We start from the raw sequence: 13,851 nt of genomic DNA on the forward strand, positions 1-13,851 counted from the left end.
CTTCTTGCTCGACACAAGTTGATCTATCAGGAGTCCCGTTCTCACTACTCAGCAGGGGTTGACCCGCCGATCACAGCCCTAACGCAACGGCGTTGTCAAGGAAGTGCCCGATCGGGGAGTGGGTTGGGCCCGGCTTGGCGATCATGGAGTTGTGGTGCCGACTTTGGGGGTTCGTCGGCGCGTTGGTGAGGCCACTACTTCCTGGATGGAGCGTGACCAACGGACGCCAGTCACCCCGAACCCGCTGCGGCCCCGCCCAAGCACGGTGCTCGTCATCAAGATCCGCGCAACTACCCAGATGTTGCTCCGCCGCGGTCCTGCGTAAAATCCCGCCGTCGGGGGCACCAGCGGGCTGGCGCCTTGGTGCCGGCGTGCGGGGTCAATTGCACAGCCGCGTACGCCAACTCGCACAACGAGATGCGACGCGTAGGCGGGTCCAACGGCGTCCGGATCTGCCGATGAGCGGATGTCGATGCCTGCGCGCTCTCCGGCGGTTCGACGCGCTGCTGTGCTGGATGGTGACGCTGACCGTCGGGTAGATCGGCCTGCCGATGGTCTGATCGAAATGACTCAACGGGACCGGTGCGTCGGTTGTTCGGTATCGCCTGGATGGGAACGGGATGTCGGGCGGATCAGGGTGATGCCGTAGGCGACGACCCACACGACCCAGATCAGCCAGCCGACAAGGCCGAGGAGGCCGACCGTGCCGGGGTCGTCGATGGCCAGAGGGCTCAGCACGGCCGAGCCGAACTGGAGTGCGGCGGCAAGCAGACCGATCCCGCTGTGCCAGCGGCGGATCAGGCCGGCGCGTCGGCCGCTGATGGACAGGCCGGTCATGGCCAGTGCCAGGAAGGTGCCGTTGAAGACGAACAGCGCGTTGTGTAGTGCCCAGATTCCGGCGATCGTGCTGCTGTCCTGCGCGGTCGTCGACGCGAGTGCGAGCCGGGTGGCCATCACGCCGGTGAAGGTGACGTTCTGCATGATCACTCCGGCGAATCCGACCAGGGACCAGGCTGTGCCGTGCTCGCGGTCGGATCGCCACAGCACGGAGACCGCGCCGGCGCCGAACAGGGTTGCCAGCACCCAGGCGATCGGGGCGAGTGCTGACGCGAGGCCGACGGTGTTCTGTTGGGTGGTGAAAAACTGGACAACGTCGTTGGTCTCAGCGCCGGTGTGGGGCAGGCCGGCTGGCACCAGGAAGGCGTTGGTGGAGGCGATCAGGATGGCGAAGCCGAGTCCGGCGAGTCCGGCGATCCGCGAGAACGTCCAGGTGCTTCCGACGTCGAGTTTACGCAACATATATTCAATATAAGGCTCGGAAACTGAAAGAGGCAAGCCATTGACCGACGAGACAGGCAGGCGGAGGTACGAATCACTGCGCCGGGTGGCGCAAGCGGCAGAGACCAGGGGTGAGATCGCCAGCGCCGCTCGTCGACTGTTCCTCTCCCGCGGCTGGGCGGCGACCACGGTACGTGACGTGGCACGGGAGGCGGGGGTCTCGGTGCCGACCGTCTACGCGGTGTACGGGAACAAGACCGGGCTGATCCAGGCCCTGGCCGACGCAGCAGACATCGCCGCGAATCCATCGCAGTCGCTCGCCGAACTGGAAGGGGCCGAGAACGATCCGGTGCGGCAGCTCGCGGCGATGGCCGGCTACGACCGGCGGCTCTTCGAGCGTGCCGGTGACATCATCGCGCTCGTACGCGAGGCGGGCCGCACCGAGCCTGCGCTGGCGAGCGTCTACCGCGACGGCCGTCAGCGGGGGGACGAGACCAGGATCCAGGTGTTCTCGTCGTGGCCGGGCGGCGTTCTCCGGGAAGGACTAGACATACGGTCGGCCGTCGATATCTATGCGGCGATCTGCAACATCGACGTCTACACCACACTGACCGGCGAACGCGGCTGGCAACCCGATCAGGTCGAGCGCTGGTGGACGGAGGCCCTGGCCCGCGAACTCCTGACCTGACGTGTCATGAGGTGCCTCATGACGGGCCGTCCTGGTACGGAAGATTACGAGGTGGACGACGACCATGAAGACCACGCCACCTCGTCCCACGGGCACCGCATGGGTAACCCCACACTCTCTCAGCCGACCGTGGCGACCGAGAGAGCGACGAGCAGGAAGGCCGCGAGATAGGCCCACGAACGGTATCCCTGAAACCACTCCCAGCGGTTACGGCGCTCCTGCCAGCGCTCCGGAGGGAAATCCTTGTCCCAGCGCAGTGTGGACAGGTTGATCGGCACGTTCACGACCACGGTCGTGACGATGCCCGTGGCCCAGGTCGCGGCCGCAACCCAACGCAACACCTCGGGCAACCCCGCCCCATCAGGGCGGGCCGCGTAGCTGACAGCCAGCACGAGCGAAGCCGTCATCAGCACCGGCATCACAATACCGAAGGTACGCAGCAGGCCCTGTTCGACCAGGATGTGGTCACGCGGCGCCAGACGCTTGACCACCGGATGCACAAAAGCATAGGAGCCGAACTCGGCGCACGCCGTGAACCCCAGCACCGCGACGGTGGCGAACATCAGCACGTCCATACCCGGTCCCCTCGTCGTCCCGGACTGCACGGTGTCACGCCCCATCGGCGAGCTGTCCCGCAGCGTCCGCGACGTGACACCGCACATGAGAGAGCACGGCTGGAGCCGATCGCCGGCGCTCACGCCGAGGTTATTGATTGATTGATAACATGTCAACCATGGGCCAGAAACGAATCTCCTCGTCCCAGCGACGCGCCTCCGTGCTCGCTGCGGCGATCCGGATCTTCGGCAGCAAGGGCTTCGCCGCAACCACCACGGCAGACATCGCCCGCGAGGCCGCCGTGAGCCAGCCCTACGTGGTGTCTTTGTTCGGCAGCAAAGACGCGCTCATCCGAGCCGCGATCGAGCACGCGCTCGACAGAGTGGTCGAGGTGTTCGAGCAGACGATCGACGACGACGCACCTGGCGACCTCGCGCCGCGTATCGGTGCCGCCTACCTTCAACTGTTCAAGGAGCAGGGATTGCAACTCTGCCTCGCGCACGCCTTCACCGCCGGCACCGATCCGGAGATCGGGCCACTCGCCAGAGACGGCTTCCTCCGCGTCTACCGAGTGCTCGTCAACCGCGGAGATCTCACACCCGAACAAGCCAGTCAGACCCTCGCCGCCGGCATGATGGCCAACGTCATCCTCGGCTTACGTCTGGCCGACGACTATGACCGTGAACCCGTAATACGCGAACTCCTCTCGGCGACCTACCCGAGCAATGTCGAGCTCCTCAGGACCGTCACCGGTGCCTACGATGGCGTCGCCCCTCGACAAGGTGAGGCCGGCGTTTGATCCGCTGGTGGGTCAGGTCAACGGCGGGACGGTCGGATCGTCGGCCTGCAACTGCAGCGCCCGACGGGGCGCCGACCGTTGTGGTGACGCGAATGATGATTGGGCGTCCTCACCCGGCCTGCCAAACCACGCATCCTCTTCACCGAACGGGATCTGCCACGATCCCGGCGCTGCCATGTCACGTCCACCAGTTACTCGTTGTTGGCGGACGTGGGTGGCCGATTCGCCGCCGTCGTGCCGTCCCCAGCACCTGGCCGGCGGAACCTCTGCACATCTGGCGTATCTGCCTCGGCATGAAGTTGGCTCCGGCAAGATTTTCGTAGCCGGAGATCGCCTGGCGTCCTGACCCGGTGACGGGCTCAGACCTCCTTATTGTCGACCCAGCGACAAAACGGGTCCGTGGTGTCCTCGTCGCCCATCTCGGCGGGCTCCGCCACGATCTCCAGCCCGGTCGCCGGGGCGGTGACCCCGAAGGTGCGGTGCAGCCAGTCCCGGTAGGGCGCATTGACGATCTCGTGGTCGGCGTCCCACGGCTCGGGTGGCGCGCTGAACTCCTCGTTCCAGCAGATCTCCCGGTAACCGATCGCCAGCAGCCGCAGGAAGTCGACCGCATCGTCGGCGAGCACACACGTCATTATCGAACCGCTGCCCGAACCGAGATGAACGATCCTCACCTGTCCCCGACCGTCGCGCCACAGCGCGGCCATCGAACCCTCGCCACCGGTCTGCGCGAACGGCCACAACCGTGCGGCCGCATCCGGGACCGACTCGTCGAACCAGGACCGTGCGTACGACAGGGTCTGCTCGGCGGTGTAGCCACGCAACTCGATCGAGGTGCCCACCCAGCCGTTGTCGCTCAACGAGCCGTACAGATCCCCGTCGTGCCCTTTCACCACGAAACCCTGCTCGTCGACCCAGGCGAAGAGCAGGCGCAGCGGCTCCGGCAGGTCGAATCCGTCCGGCACCCGGGCCAGCGTCGTCTTGAGGAAGTCACCCACGCCCGGCAGCGTACGAGATCACCTCGCCCTCCCACAGTCTCAGCCGCACTGCACGGTCGCCGACGTGCAGGGTGCCGCCGACCAGCTGGCCGACCTCGTCGTGCTCCGGAACCTGTGCGCAGGCGGCGCGGGGGTGTTCGGGCACGCGGGTGCGTGCGGGTCGGCAGGGGAGGCGGGGCCGCAGGGGCGGGCGGGCCGTGCGGCTCCCGCCCGCCCCGAGCCCACCGTCAGCAGTTGCGCAGCTCCGGCGACTGGTTGAGCAGTTGCCCACGGGTGGACACGAAGCGGCGGTAACGCTCCCCGTCAACGACCCACGGACGCGCCGCGGGAAAGAACTGCGATCCGACGGAGGTCAGGGGCGGCGGGGGTGACCCTTGAGGTGCCTGCCCAGCTCGCGGGCGATCTCCCGGTTGGCGTCCCGCTCGGCCAGCGTCTGCCGCTTGTCGTAGGAGCGCTTGCCCTTGGCCAGGGCCAACTCGACCTTGGCGTAGCCGTTCTCGAAGTACATCGACAACGGGACCAGGGTCACCCCGCCCTCGCGGACCTTGTCCAGGATCCGGTCGATCTCGGCCCGGTGCAGCAACAGCTTGCGGTTGCGGCGGGGGGCGTGGTTGGTCCACGTGCCGTACGCGTACTCGGCGATGTGCAGGCCGTACAGCACGATCTCGCCGTCGCGCTCGTGCGCGAACGCGTCGACAAGCGAGGCCCGCCCCTCGCGCAGCGACTTCACCTCGGTGCCGACCAGCACGATGCCCGCCTCGTACGTGCGCAGCACGGTGTACTCGTGCCGGGCCTTCTTGTTCGAGGCGATCAGCCGGCGCTCGGGCTTCTTGGACGGTGTCACCCGGAGACGATATCCGGCCGCCAGCCCGGTCGGGTCAGTCGACCGCCGGGCGGTCGCGGTGCAGCCGTGCGGCCAGATCCCGCACCGCCTGCCCGAACGCCTCCTCGGACTCGCACGGCCAGTGCCCCAGGATCGGCGGGGGGACACTGTCGCTGGGCGGCGGCACCACGTCCTGCGGATCGGTCAACCGACGATCCACCATCGCTTCCGGCCCGGTCAGCGTCTCGGCCTCGCCGGGCCGGTGGGAGGCGAAGATCCAGCCGCCGATCGGGTCCGTGTCGCGCCACAGGTTGACCCACCGCCAGCCCACCCGCTCGCCTACCTCCCGCAGCGTCGACATGTCGACGGAGGCGGGAAACAGCCGCGAGTACAACCGGCCCAGGGGCGACCCGTAGGTCAGCAGAGCGACCCGGTCGGTGACCCGGGCCGGCAGTTGGAGCACCGTGGCGGCGAGCAGCACCGAGCCGTGGCTGTGCCCGGTCAGCAACACCCCCTGCCCCTGGTCCACCAGGTAGGTGATGCGCTTGGCCAACTCCGGCACGGCCCGCTCGGCGTAGCAGGGCGGGGCGAACGGGTGCGCCGCGCGGGGCCAGAAGGTGCCCAGGTCCCACAGGACGCCCACGTACCGGCGAAACCCGGCCGTACGGTAGGCGAAGAGGCCGCCGATCACGAGACCGAGAATGATCGCGGCGATCACATAGCTGCCCATGCCGATGAAGAAGTTGACGAAGTCGTCGGGTACGCCGAGGAACCGCTGGGTCATGTCGCCGGGATAGATCTGGAACAGTCCGACCGCACTGGTCGCCAGCCCCAGCGCGGCCAGCCCCGCGTACACCACGGCGAGCGGCTCCAGTCGTTCGGTGAACCGTGCCCGTGCCACCGCCCGTTCGACCTGGCGCAGTCGGTCGGCCGCCTCCGGGGGCGCGTGCGGAAAGTCCGCGGCCACGATCGCCCGCGCGGCCTGCCACCGACGGCGTCGGGTCAGCACCGTGACCAGGGCGGCCACCAGCAACGCGCTCAGCACCGCGAGGAAGAAGCTGAAGATCGCCCACTTGTACGCCAGCGGCGGGCTCGTCGCGATCTTGTCCGCGGTTGTCCCCTCCCGGTCCAGGAGGTCCGCGGTCCGGTAGACCAGCTCGGCGGAGAAGGCCACCGCGAGTCCGGCGGCGATCGTCACGAGAACCGGCGAGCCCAGTGCGCGCAGCGTCGCGGGCCGCCGTCCTCCGACGCGCTGCTGACGGCCCCGCCGCGAGATCACCACGGCGGCGAGGACCGTGATCAGCACGGTCTGGCTGACGAACAACCCGGCCACGGTGGCGCCGTACCCGGGCAGTGCGCGGCTCTGCGGCCAGGGCGCCGGGCTGACGAGGACGTGCACGATCACCAGGATCGTCAGGCCGCAGGTGATCGTGCGCAGTCCGCGGGTGAGCCCGTCCACCAGGGGTGCCGGCTCGGGCCGGTCGAAGGTCCGCACCGCGCTGACCATGACCAGGCAGGCCAGCAGGACCGCGCCGACGGCCACCACCAACACCGCCATCACCCAGGTGCGGTGCTGGCTGGACTCGGCGAGCAGCAGGCTGCCGTCCAGCGTGGCGAAGGCGGCGGCGACGTGCACCGACCGCAGGCGACCGACGAGCGGTGCCCCGTCCCACTGGCCGACCGCGCTCAGCCGATGCCTCGAGGTCGCCGGCCCGCCGGTGTGGAACGCGTCGAACGAGTGGCTCAGGCGGGTACTCAACCACCAGAGGACACCGACGGCGGCGATCGCCACCAGCGCCAGCACACCCAGGCGCAGCCCGACCGGGCGGCCACCCATCCAGGACAGCCAGCTCCGGCCCGCCAGGCAGGACGGGTCGCCCATGCAGCGCCAGGCGATCAGGTCCAGCACCACGCCGACGATGGAGAGCACGTAGAGCATGGTGAGGCTGAGGGCAAGCGCCCTACCGAGGGCGACGACGACGCTCTTCGGGGCCTGGGGCACCGGGTGCATCCAGATCGCCACGTTGCACAGCATGAACGGCAGCAGGAACACCAGTGACAGCGTCCGCACGGCCGTGCCGGACGGCAGGTCACTCCAGCGGTACGCCTCCAGCGTCACCCCGTCCGTCGCGGCGGACCCCGGATAGCCGGGCCGGGGGCGGTAGAACCCGCCGTTGCGGTCCCCGGCGACCTGGTGCACGTACGGCCGGTCCAACACCTGGTCCGCGCCCGCACCGGACACGCCGTGCACCCGCAACTGAACGATCCCACCCGACGTCGTCGGTCCGGTCGGCGACACGTCCGCCATGGGCCCCCCGAGGTGTGCGCGACAGCGGGGCGTGTCGTCGACGGACGACCACCCACGCGGCTCCCCGGCTTACCCATCCCGAACCCGGTCAACCGTGCCGCGCGGCCCGGGCCAGGTGCGGCCGAGCGGCAGGAGGTGATTTCATGGCGCCATGGCGAACCCGGTGATCCTGACCGTCGACGACGACCCCGTGGTGTCCCGTGCGGTGGCCCGGGACATCCGCCGCCGCTACGGCGACCGCTACCGGGTGCTGCGGGCCTCCTCCGGGCCGGAGGCGCTGGACGCGTTACGGGAGGTCAAGCTGCGCGGCGAGCAGGTGGCGCTGCTCCTGGCCGACCACCGGATGCCGGAGATGACCGGGGTGGAGTTCCTGGAGGCCGCCATGGACATCTTCCCGGCCGCCCGCCGGGTGCTGCTCACCGCGTACGCGGACACCGACGCCGCGATCGAGGCGATCAACGTCGTCGACCTGGACCACTACCTGCTCAAACCCTGGCACCCGCCGGAGGAGAAGCTGTACCCGGTGGTCGACGGGCTGCTGGAGGCGTGGTCGGTCACCCCGGACGCGGCGAGCGCCGAGATCCGGGTCGTCGGGCACCGCTGGTCCGCGCCCTCGTTCAAGGTCCGTGACTTCCTGGCGCGCAACCTGGTGCCGTACCGGTGGATGCTCTCCGACGACCCGGAGGGCGCCCGCCTGCTCGACGCGGCCGGGGCCACCGAGGCGGACGTACCGCTTGTGGTGACGCCCGAGGGCAAGGCGCTTGTCGCCCCCAGCGAGGCCGAGTTGGCCGCGCTCGCCGGGTTGACAGTGGTGCCGGCGTGTGACTTCTACGACCTGGTGGTGATCGGCGGCGGCCCGGCCGGCCTCGGCTCGGCGGTGTACGGCGCGTCGGAGGGGCTGCGTACGGTGCTCGTCGAGCGGCGGGCGACCGGCGGGCAGGCCGGGCAGAGCAGCCGGATCGAGAACTACCTGGGCTTTCCCGACGGCGTCTCCGGTGCGCAGTTGACCGATCGGGCCCGGCGGCAGGCGGTCAAGTTCGGTGCCGAGCTGCTCAGCGCCCGGGAGGTGGTCGGTCTGAGTGAGGCCGGCGGCGCCCGGCTGTTGCGCTTCGGCGACGGCTCCGAGATCGCGGCGCACACCGTGGTCCTGGCCACCGGGGTGTCGTACCGGGTGCTCGACGCTCCCGGGCTGGCCGACTTCACCGGTCGGGGGGTCTTCTACGGTGCCGCCGCCACCGAGGCGCCGAGCTGCGTCGAGCAGGACGTCTACATCGTCGGCGGGGCCAACTCCGCCGGCCAGGCGGCGGTGCACTTCTCCCGGTACGCGTCGCGGGTGCACCTGCTGATCCGGGGTGCGGACCTGACCGCCTCGATGTCGCGTTACCTGATCGACCAGCTGGAACGGATCGACCGGATCACCGTGCACCCGCACACGGCGGTGGTCGGCGGGGCGGGTGACGACCACCTGGAGCGGCTCACCCTGTGCGACACCCGCACCGGGGAGTCCCGCTCGGTCGACACCTCCTGGCTGTTCATCTTCATCGGCGCGGAGCCCCGCACCGACTGGCTGGACGGGGTGCTGGTCCGCGACGGGCGCGGCTTCATCGTCACCGGCCCGGACCTGCTGGCCGGCGGACGCCGGCCGGCCGGCTGGTCGCTGTCGCGCGACCCGTACCACCTGGAGACCAGTGTCCCGGGGGTGTTCGCGGCCGGGGACGTGCGGGCCGAGTCGGTCAAGCGGGTCGCCTCGGCGGTCGGTGAGGGCGCGATGGCCGTCTCGCTCGTGCACCGTTACCTGGAGGCCCAGTGAGCGCGAGGAGTGAGCCGGTTTTGCGAGCCCCGCAGTCGCGAACAAAGGAGGCCCAGTGAGCGCGAGGAGTGAGCCGGTTTTGCGAGCCCCGCAGTCGCGAGCGAAGGAGGCCCAGTGACCACCGAGTCCGATCGACTGACCCCCGCGCAGTTGCGCACCCTGTTCCTGTTCGAGTCTCTCGACGACGCGCAGCTCGACTGGTTGGCCGAGCGGGGCCGGGTCGAGCAGCGTGCCGGCGGCACCCTCGTGTACGCCGAGGGTGAGCCCGGGACCTGCTTCTTCGTGTTGGTGCGCGGCGCGGTGGCGTTGAGCCGACAGGTGCGCGGCGACGACGTCGAGGTCAGCCGGACCGACCAGCGCGGGGTGTACGGCGGTGCCGTCCAGGCGTACCTGGGTGACCAGGTCGACCAGATCTACCGCAACAGCATGCGGGCGCTTGTCGACTCGGACTTCTTCGTGCTGCCGGCGGAGGACTTCGCGTACGCCCTGCGGTCCTGGTTCCCGATGCCGATGCATCTGTTGGAGGGGCTGTTCCTCGGCCTGCGGAACAGCCAGGCCATCGTCGGCGAACGGGAGCGGCTGTTGGCTCTCGGTTCGCTGTCGGCGGGCCTGACCCACGAGCTGAACAACCCGGCCGCGGCGGCGGTGCGGGCCACCTCTGTGCTGCGTGACCGGGTCGCCGGGATGCGACACAAGCTCGCGATGGTCGCCGACGGCCGGCTCGATGGTCGCGCCCTGCACGGCCTCGTCGCGTTGCAGGAGGAGGCCGTCGCCCGGGTCGCCACCGCGCCGAAGCTGACCCCGATGGCCACCGCCGACGCCGAGGACACCCTCACCGACTGGCTGGAGGAGCACGGGGTCGGTGGGGCCTGGGACCTGGCGCCGATCCTGGTCGGCGGAGGGCTCGACGCGGCCTGGTTGGCGCAGGTGAAGGCGGCGGTCGGCGCCGCGGACCTGGAGGCGGCGGTGCGCTGGCTCACCTACACGGTCGACACCGAGCTGCTGATGCGCGAGATCGGCGACGCGGTCACCCGGATCTCCGGCCTGGTGGATGCCGCCAAGCAGTACTCGCAGCTGGACCGCGCGCCGCACCGGGTGGTGGACGTGCACGACCTGCTCGATGCCACGCTCGTGATGTTCAAGGGGAAGATCCCCGCCGAGGTCAAGCTGGTCCGCGAGTACGACCGCGACCTCCCGCACGTTCCGGCGTACGCGGCCGAGCTGAACCAGGTGTGGACCAACCTGATCGACAACGCGTTGGGCGCGATGGGGGAGAAGGGTGTGCTGACCGTCCGCACCGGAATGGTCGGCGACCTGCTGGCGGTGGAGGTCACCGACACCGGTCCGGGTATCCCGCCCGAGGTGCGTCCGCGCATCTTCGAGCCGTTCTTCACCACGAAGCCGGTCGGCGCGGGCACCGGGTTGGGGCTGGACATCTCGTACCGGATCGTGGTGCACAAGCACCACGGTGACATCCGGGTGGAGACCGAGCCCGGACGGACCACGTTCCGGGTGCTGCTGCCGATCACGGAGGGCTCGCCGGACCTGCCGGGCGACGCGCCGACTACCTAAAGACATCGGGTGGTTGCGGGCAGTAGTCTCGGGCGGCGTTCGTGATCCCCGCCCCGAGGAGGGTCCCGTGGAGTCGATGGCCCGCCAGCGCACCTCCGTCGAGAACGACGACCAGCCGGACGATCCACCGGGCACGATGCTGCCGGAGTTGGAGGACCGCGACTGGCTGCACCACGCCCAGGAGTTCGCCCACACCAGCTTCTGGGCGGTGGCCCGTCGACTGCCGCGGCTGGTCCGCGAGGCGGTCGGCCTGGCCTGGGCCACCAACCGTCGGGACACTGTCGCCTCCATCGGCCTGAACATCGCCGCCGGGGTGATGACCACGTTCGGGCTGCTCGCCACGACCAGCGTGCTGCGCGAGTTGTTCGCCGCCGGCCCCACTCCGGACCGGGTCCGCGCGGCCCTGCCGGCGCTGATCGTGGCGGCGGCGGCGGTGTCGGCGCGCGGCGGCCTGACGATCGCGGCCGGCTGGGCCCAGGCCCGGCTGACCCCGCAGATCAACTATCAGGTGGAGCTGCGGCTGTTCGAGGCCACCACGGCGGTGGACCTCGCCGCGTTCGACGACGCCGGCTTCGCCGAGGAGATGGACCGCGCCCGCGACCGGGGGATGGCCGAGGCCGCGTGGATCGTCGACCACACCGTCAACCTGGTCACCGGCGTGGTCGGGATACTCGCCACCGCCGTCGCGGTGACAGTCATCCAACCACTGCTGCTACCGTGCCTGCTGCTCGCCGCGATACCCCAGGCGGTCACGGCGGTGCGGATGGCCCGCCGGGAGTACCTGGCGATGCTGGCCCGGATCACCCGGCGACGTCGGATGTGGATGCTGGCCCACCTGATGGCCAACCGGCACACCGCCGCCGAGGTGCGCGCGTACCAGATGCGTGACTTCCTGCTCGCCGAGTACCGGGGCGTGATGGCCGTCGAGACCCGCGCCCAACTGCGGCTGGTCCGCTCGCAGACCGGCACCCGGGTGGTCGGTGCCACGGTGGCGGGGTTGGCCACCTTCGGCGTGTACGCGGTCCTCGGCGGCCTGCTGCTCGCCGGAATGGTCGCCCTCGCCGCCGCGGCCACCGCCCTGCTCGCGCTGCAGTCCGCCCGAAGCAGCCTGGGCGTGGCGGTCGTCGCCACCAATTCGCTGTACGAGGACGCCCTCTACTATCAGGACTACCGCGACTTCCTGGCCCGCGCCCACGCCCGGGTGCCGATCGGGGGCAACCGGGTGAACGATGGCGTCGACGTGATCGAGCTGGACGACGTGAGCCTGCGCTACCCCGACACCGACGCCCCGGCGGTGGACCGGGTCAGCCTCACCATCCGGCGCGGTGAGGTGATCGCGCTGGTCGGCGAGAACGGCTCCGGCAAGACCACCCTGGCCAAACTGATCGCGGGGCTGTACCAGCCGACCGGCGGGGTGATCCGTTGGGACGGGGTCGACGCCGCCGAGTTGGACCCGCGCGCCCTGGGCGCCCAGGTCGCCGTGATGACCCAGGAGTGGTGGAAGTTCCCGTTCACCGCCGGGCAGAACATCCGCGTCGGGCGGCACGACCGCCCACCGGACCGCTCCGGCCCGAGCGTGCAGGAGGCCGCCGGCGCCGCCGCCGCGCACGACATGATCGTCGGCCTGCCGCACGGCTACGACACGCTGCTCGACCGGGAGTTCAAGGATGGCCACGAGCTGTCCGGTGGGCAGTGGCAGCGGCTCGTCGCGGCCCGCGGCCTCTACCGCGACGCCGCCCTGCTGATCTGTGACGAACCCTCGGCCGCCCTGGACGCGCGTGCCGAACACGCCCTGTTCCAGCATCTGCGCCGTCGTCCCGACCGCGCGGTCGTCCTGATCACCCACCGGCTGGCCAACGTCCGGCACGCCGACCGGATCTTCGTGCTGGAACGGGGCCGGCTCGTCCAGCACGGCGGTCACGACGAGCTGATGGCGGCCGGCGGCCTCTACCGCGAACTGTTCGACCTACAGGCCAGCGGCTACCTGACCGGCACCAACGACGCCCGGCCCAACTGACGCCCTCGCCCCGCCCCGCGCCGCCTGGCGCCGCGCCGCGCCGCCTGGCGCCGCGCCGCCAAGATCGTGCTCGATCCAGGATGTCAACGCCGTTGCGTTAGGTGGAACGGCTGTTCGTCGACCAGCACTGCTTCGCCGATCATGGAGTTGTGGTGGGTAACAGAACGCCCGTAAAACCCCCAAAGTTGGCACCACAACTCCATGATCGCCAAGCCGGGCCCAACCCGCTCCCCGATCGGGCACCTCCTGTCCCGGGTTGACCCGCCGGCTACAGCCCTAACGCAACGGCGTTGTCCTTGAAGTAGTGGCCTCGGCGACCTTGGATGCCACTACAACCAGGATCGAGCACGATCTTGGTGGTCGGGTACGGGCCACGAGGCGAACGGTGGCGGTGCAGCACGGGAGCGGGGGCCAGGTCCGGCGGGCGGCGGGTCAGGCCAGGCGGTTGGGGTTCAGCAAGTCGGCCAGGACTTGGGTGTGGGTGGAGAAGGCCAGCTCGACCGGGTCGGTGAGTACCAGCCACTCGGTTGCCTCCTCGGTGGGTGCCGAGGGTGGCAGATCCTCGGCTGCCTGCTCGGGCAGCACTCCGAAGATCATCATCGTGCCGCCCGTGGGAGCACTGTGCACCGCGAACAGTCGGGCGTCCTCGGCCGCCGCGATCAGTCCGGTCTCCTCCCGCAGCTCACGGACGAGGGCGTCGGACCAGTCCTCGCCGTACTCGATGAAGCCGCCGGGCAGCGCGAGCAGGCCGCGGGCCGGCTCGATGTCCCGGCGGACCACCACGACGCCCAGGCCGTCGGCAGTGCGGACCGGCAGCACCGCGACCGCCACCGGCAGCGGGTTGCGCCAGACGGTCTCGCGGCAGACCACGCAGACGCGCGGCCACCCGGCCGCCGCCGGGTAGGCCGCGCCGCAGTAGGAACAGTGCGAGTACGGCGTGCCGGTCATGCCGCAGCACGTTACTCCGCGCCGCCGGAGCGCCTCGGCCGCCGTCACCGCGCCG

12 protein-coding genes and 1 pseudogene are annotated in these 13,851 nt (G+C 70.1%); 5 read left to right on the plus strand and 8 right to left on the minus strand.

Annotated elements, in window-relative coordinates; translation table 11 throughout:
- Nucleotides 1-570: 570 nt before the first annotated feature.
- Nucleotides 571-1,467, minus strand: a complete 897-nt coding sequence (locus ACGFIQ_RS31630; protein ID WP_393249431.1) for a hypothetical protein — start codon at nt 1,465-1,467, stop codon at nt 571-573.
- On the opposite strand from ACGFIQ_RS31630, the gene ACGFIQ_RS31635 reads away from it, so the two are divergent.
- Entirely contained in the window at nt 1,385-1,966 is a 582-nt protein-coding gene (locus tag ACGFIQ_RS31635) for a TetR/AcrR family transcriptional regulator (protein WP_393249217.1), read from the plus strand. The two genes, ACGFIQ_RS31630 and ACGFIQ_RS31635, sit on opposite strands and share 83 nt — an antisense overlap.
- A gap of 119 nt (nt 1,967-2,085) precedes the next feature.
- On the opposite strand, the gene ACGFIQ_RS31640 is transcribed toward ACGFIQ_RS31635, so the two are convergent.
- Nucleotides 2,086-2,541, minus strand: coding sequence for an anthrone oxygenase family protein (locus tag ACGFIQ_RS31640; RefSeq protein WP_393249219.1), 456 nt, complete (start codon nt 2,539-2,541; stop codon nt 2,086-2,088).
- A 158-nt stretch (nt 2,542-2,699) separates the two neighbouring features.
- On the opposite strand from ACGFIQ_RS31640, the gene ACGFIQ_RS31645 reads away from it, so the two are divergent.
- Nucleotides 2,700-3,320 (plus strand): TetR/AcrR family transcriptional regulator, encoded by a 621-nt coding sequence (locus ACGFIQ_RS31645; RefSeq protein WP_393249221.1) that lies wholly within the window; start codon nt 2,700-2,702, stop codon nt 3,318-3,320.
- Between the two features lie 359 nt (nt 3,321-3,679).
- On the opposite strand, the gene ACGFIQ_RS31650 is transcribed toward ACGFIQ_RS31645, so the two are convergent.
- From ACGFIQ_RS31650 to ACGFIQ_RS31670, 5 genes and pseudogenes are all read right to left on the minus strand, one after another.
- Complete coding sequence (locus ACGFIQ_RS31650) at nt 3,680-4,318, minus strand: hypothetical protein (RefSeq protein ID WP_393249223.1); 639 nt, start codon at nt 4,316-4,318, stop codon at nt 3,680-3,682.
- On the minus strand, nt 4,311-4,463 hold the full coding sequence (locus ACGFIQ_RS31655; RefSeq protein WP_393249225.1) for a hypothetical protein: 153 nt from the start codon (nt 4,461-4,463) through the stop codon (nt 4,311-4,313). The genes ACGFIQ_RS31650 and ACGFIQ_RS31655 overlap by 8 nt, the downstream gene beginning before the upstream one ends.
- An 82-nt stretch (nt 4,464-4,545) precedes the next feature.
- A pseudogene (locus ACGFIQ_RS31660) lies at nt 4,546-4,644 on the minus strand (hypothetical protein); the annotation flags it as partial.
- Nucleotides 4,645-4,670: 26 nt separating this feature from the next.
- A complete protein-coding gene (gene smpB / locus ACGFIQ_RS31665; RefSeq protein WP_357063402.1) occupies nt 4,671-5,162 on the minus strand; it encodes an SsrA-binding protein SmpB in 492 nt (163 codons plus the stop codon).
- Between the two features lie 34 nt (nt 5,163-5,196).
- Nucleotides 5,197-7,449: a hypothetical protein gene (locus ACGFIQ_RS31670; RefSeq protein ID WP_393249227.1), complete on the minus strand. Its 2,253-nt coding sequence runs from the start codon at nt 7,447-7,449 to the stop codon at nt 5,197-5,199.
- 151 nt (nt 7,450-7,600) lie between these two features.
- On the opposite strand from ACGFIQ_RS31670, the gene ACGFIQ_RS31675 reads away from it, so the two are divergent.
- From ACGFIQ_RS31675 to ACGFIQ_RS31685, 3 genes are all read left to right on the plus strand, one after another.
- Nucleotides 7,601-9,259 (plus strand): FAD-dependent oxidoreductase, encoded by a 1,659-nt coding sequence (locus tag ACGFIQ_RS31675; protein WP_393249229.1) that lies wholly within the window; start codon nt 7,601-7,603, stop codon nt 9,257-9,259.
- 114 nt (nt 9,260-9,373) lie between these two features.
- Nucleotides 9,374-10,831: an ATP-binding protein gene (locus ACGFIQ_RS31680; protein WP_393249231.1), complete on the plus strand. Its 1,458-nt coding sequence runs from the start codon at nt 9,374-9,376 to the stop codon at nt 10,829-10,831.
- Nucleotides 10,832-10,907: 76 nt separating this feature from the next.
- Nucleotides 10,908-12,848 (plus strand): ABC transporter ATP-binding protein, encoded by a 1,941-nt coding sequence (locus ACGFIQ_RS31685; protein ID WP_393249417.1) that lies wholly within the window; start codon nt 10,908-10,910, stop codon nt 12,846-12,848.
- A 432-nt stretch (nt 12,849-13,280) separates the two neighbouring features.
- On the opposite strand, the gene ACGFIQ_RS31690 is transcribed toward ACGFIQ_RS31685, so the two are convergent.
- Nucleotides 13,281-13,796, minus strand: coding sequence for an NUDIX domain-containing protein (locus ACGFIQ_RS31690; protein ID WP_393249233.1), 516 nt, complete (start codon nt 13,794-13,796; stop codon nt 13,281-13,283).
- Nucleotides 13,797-13,851 lie beyond the last annotated feature (55 nt).

It is taken from the genome of Micromonospora sp. NPDC048898, from assembly GCF_043198035.1.
Taxonomy (GTDB): Bacteria; Actinomycetota; Actinomycetes; order Mycobacteriales; family Micromonosporaceae; genus Micromonospora.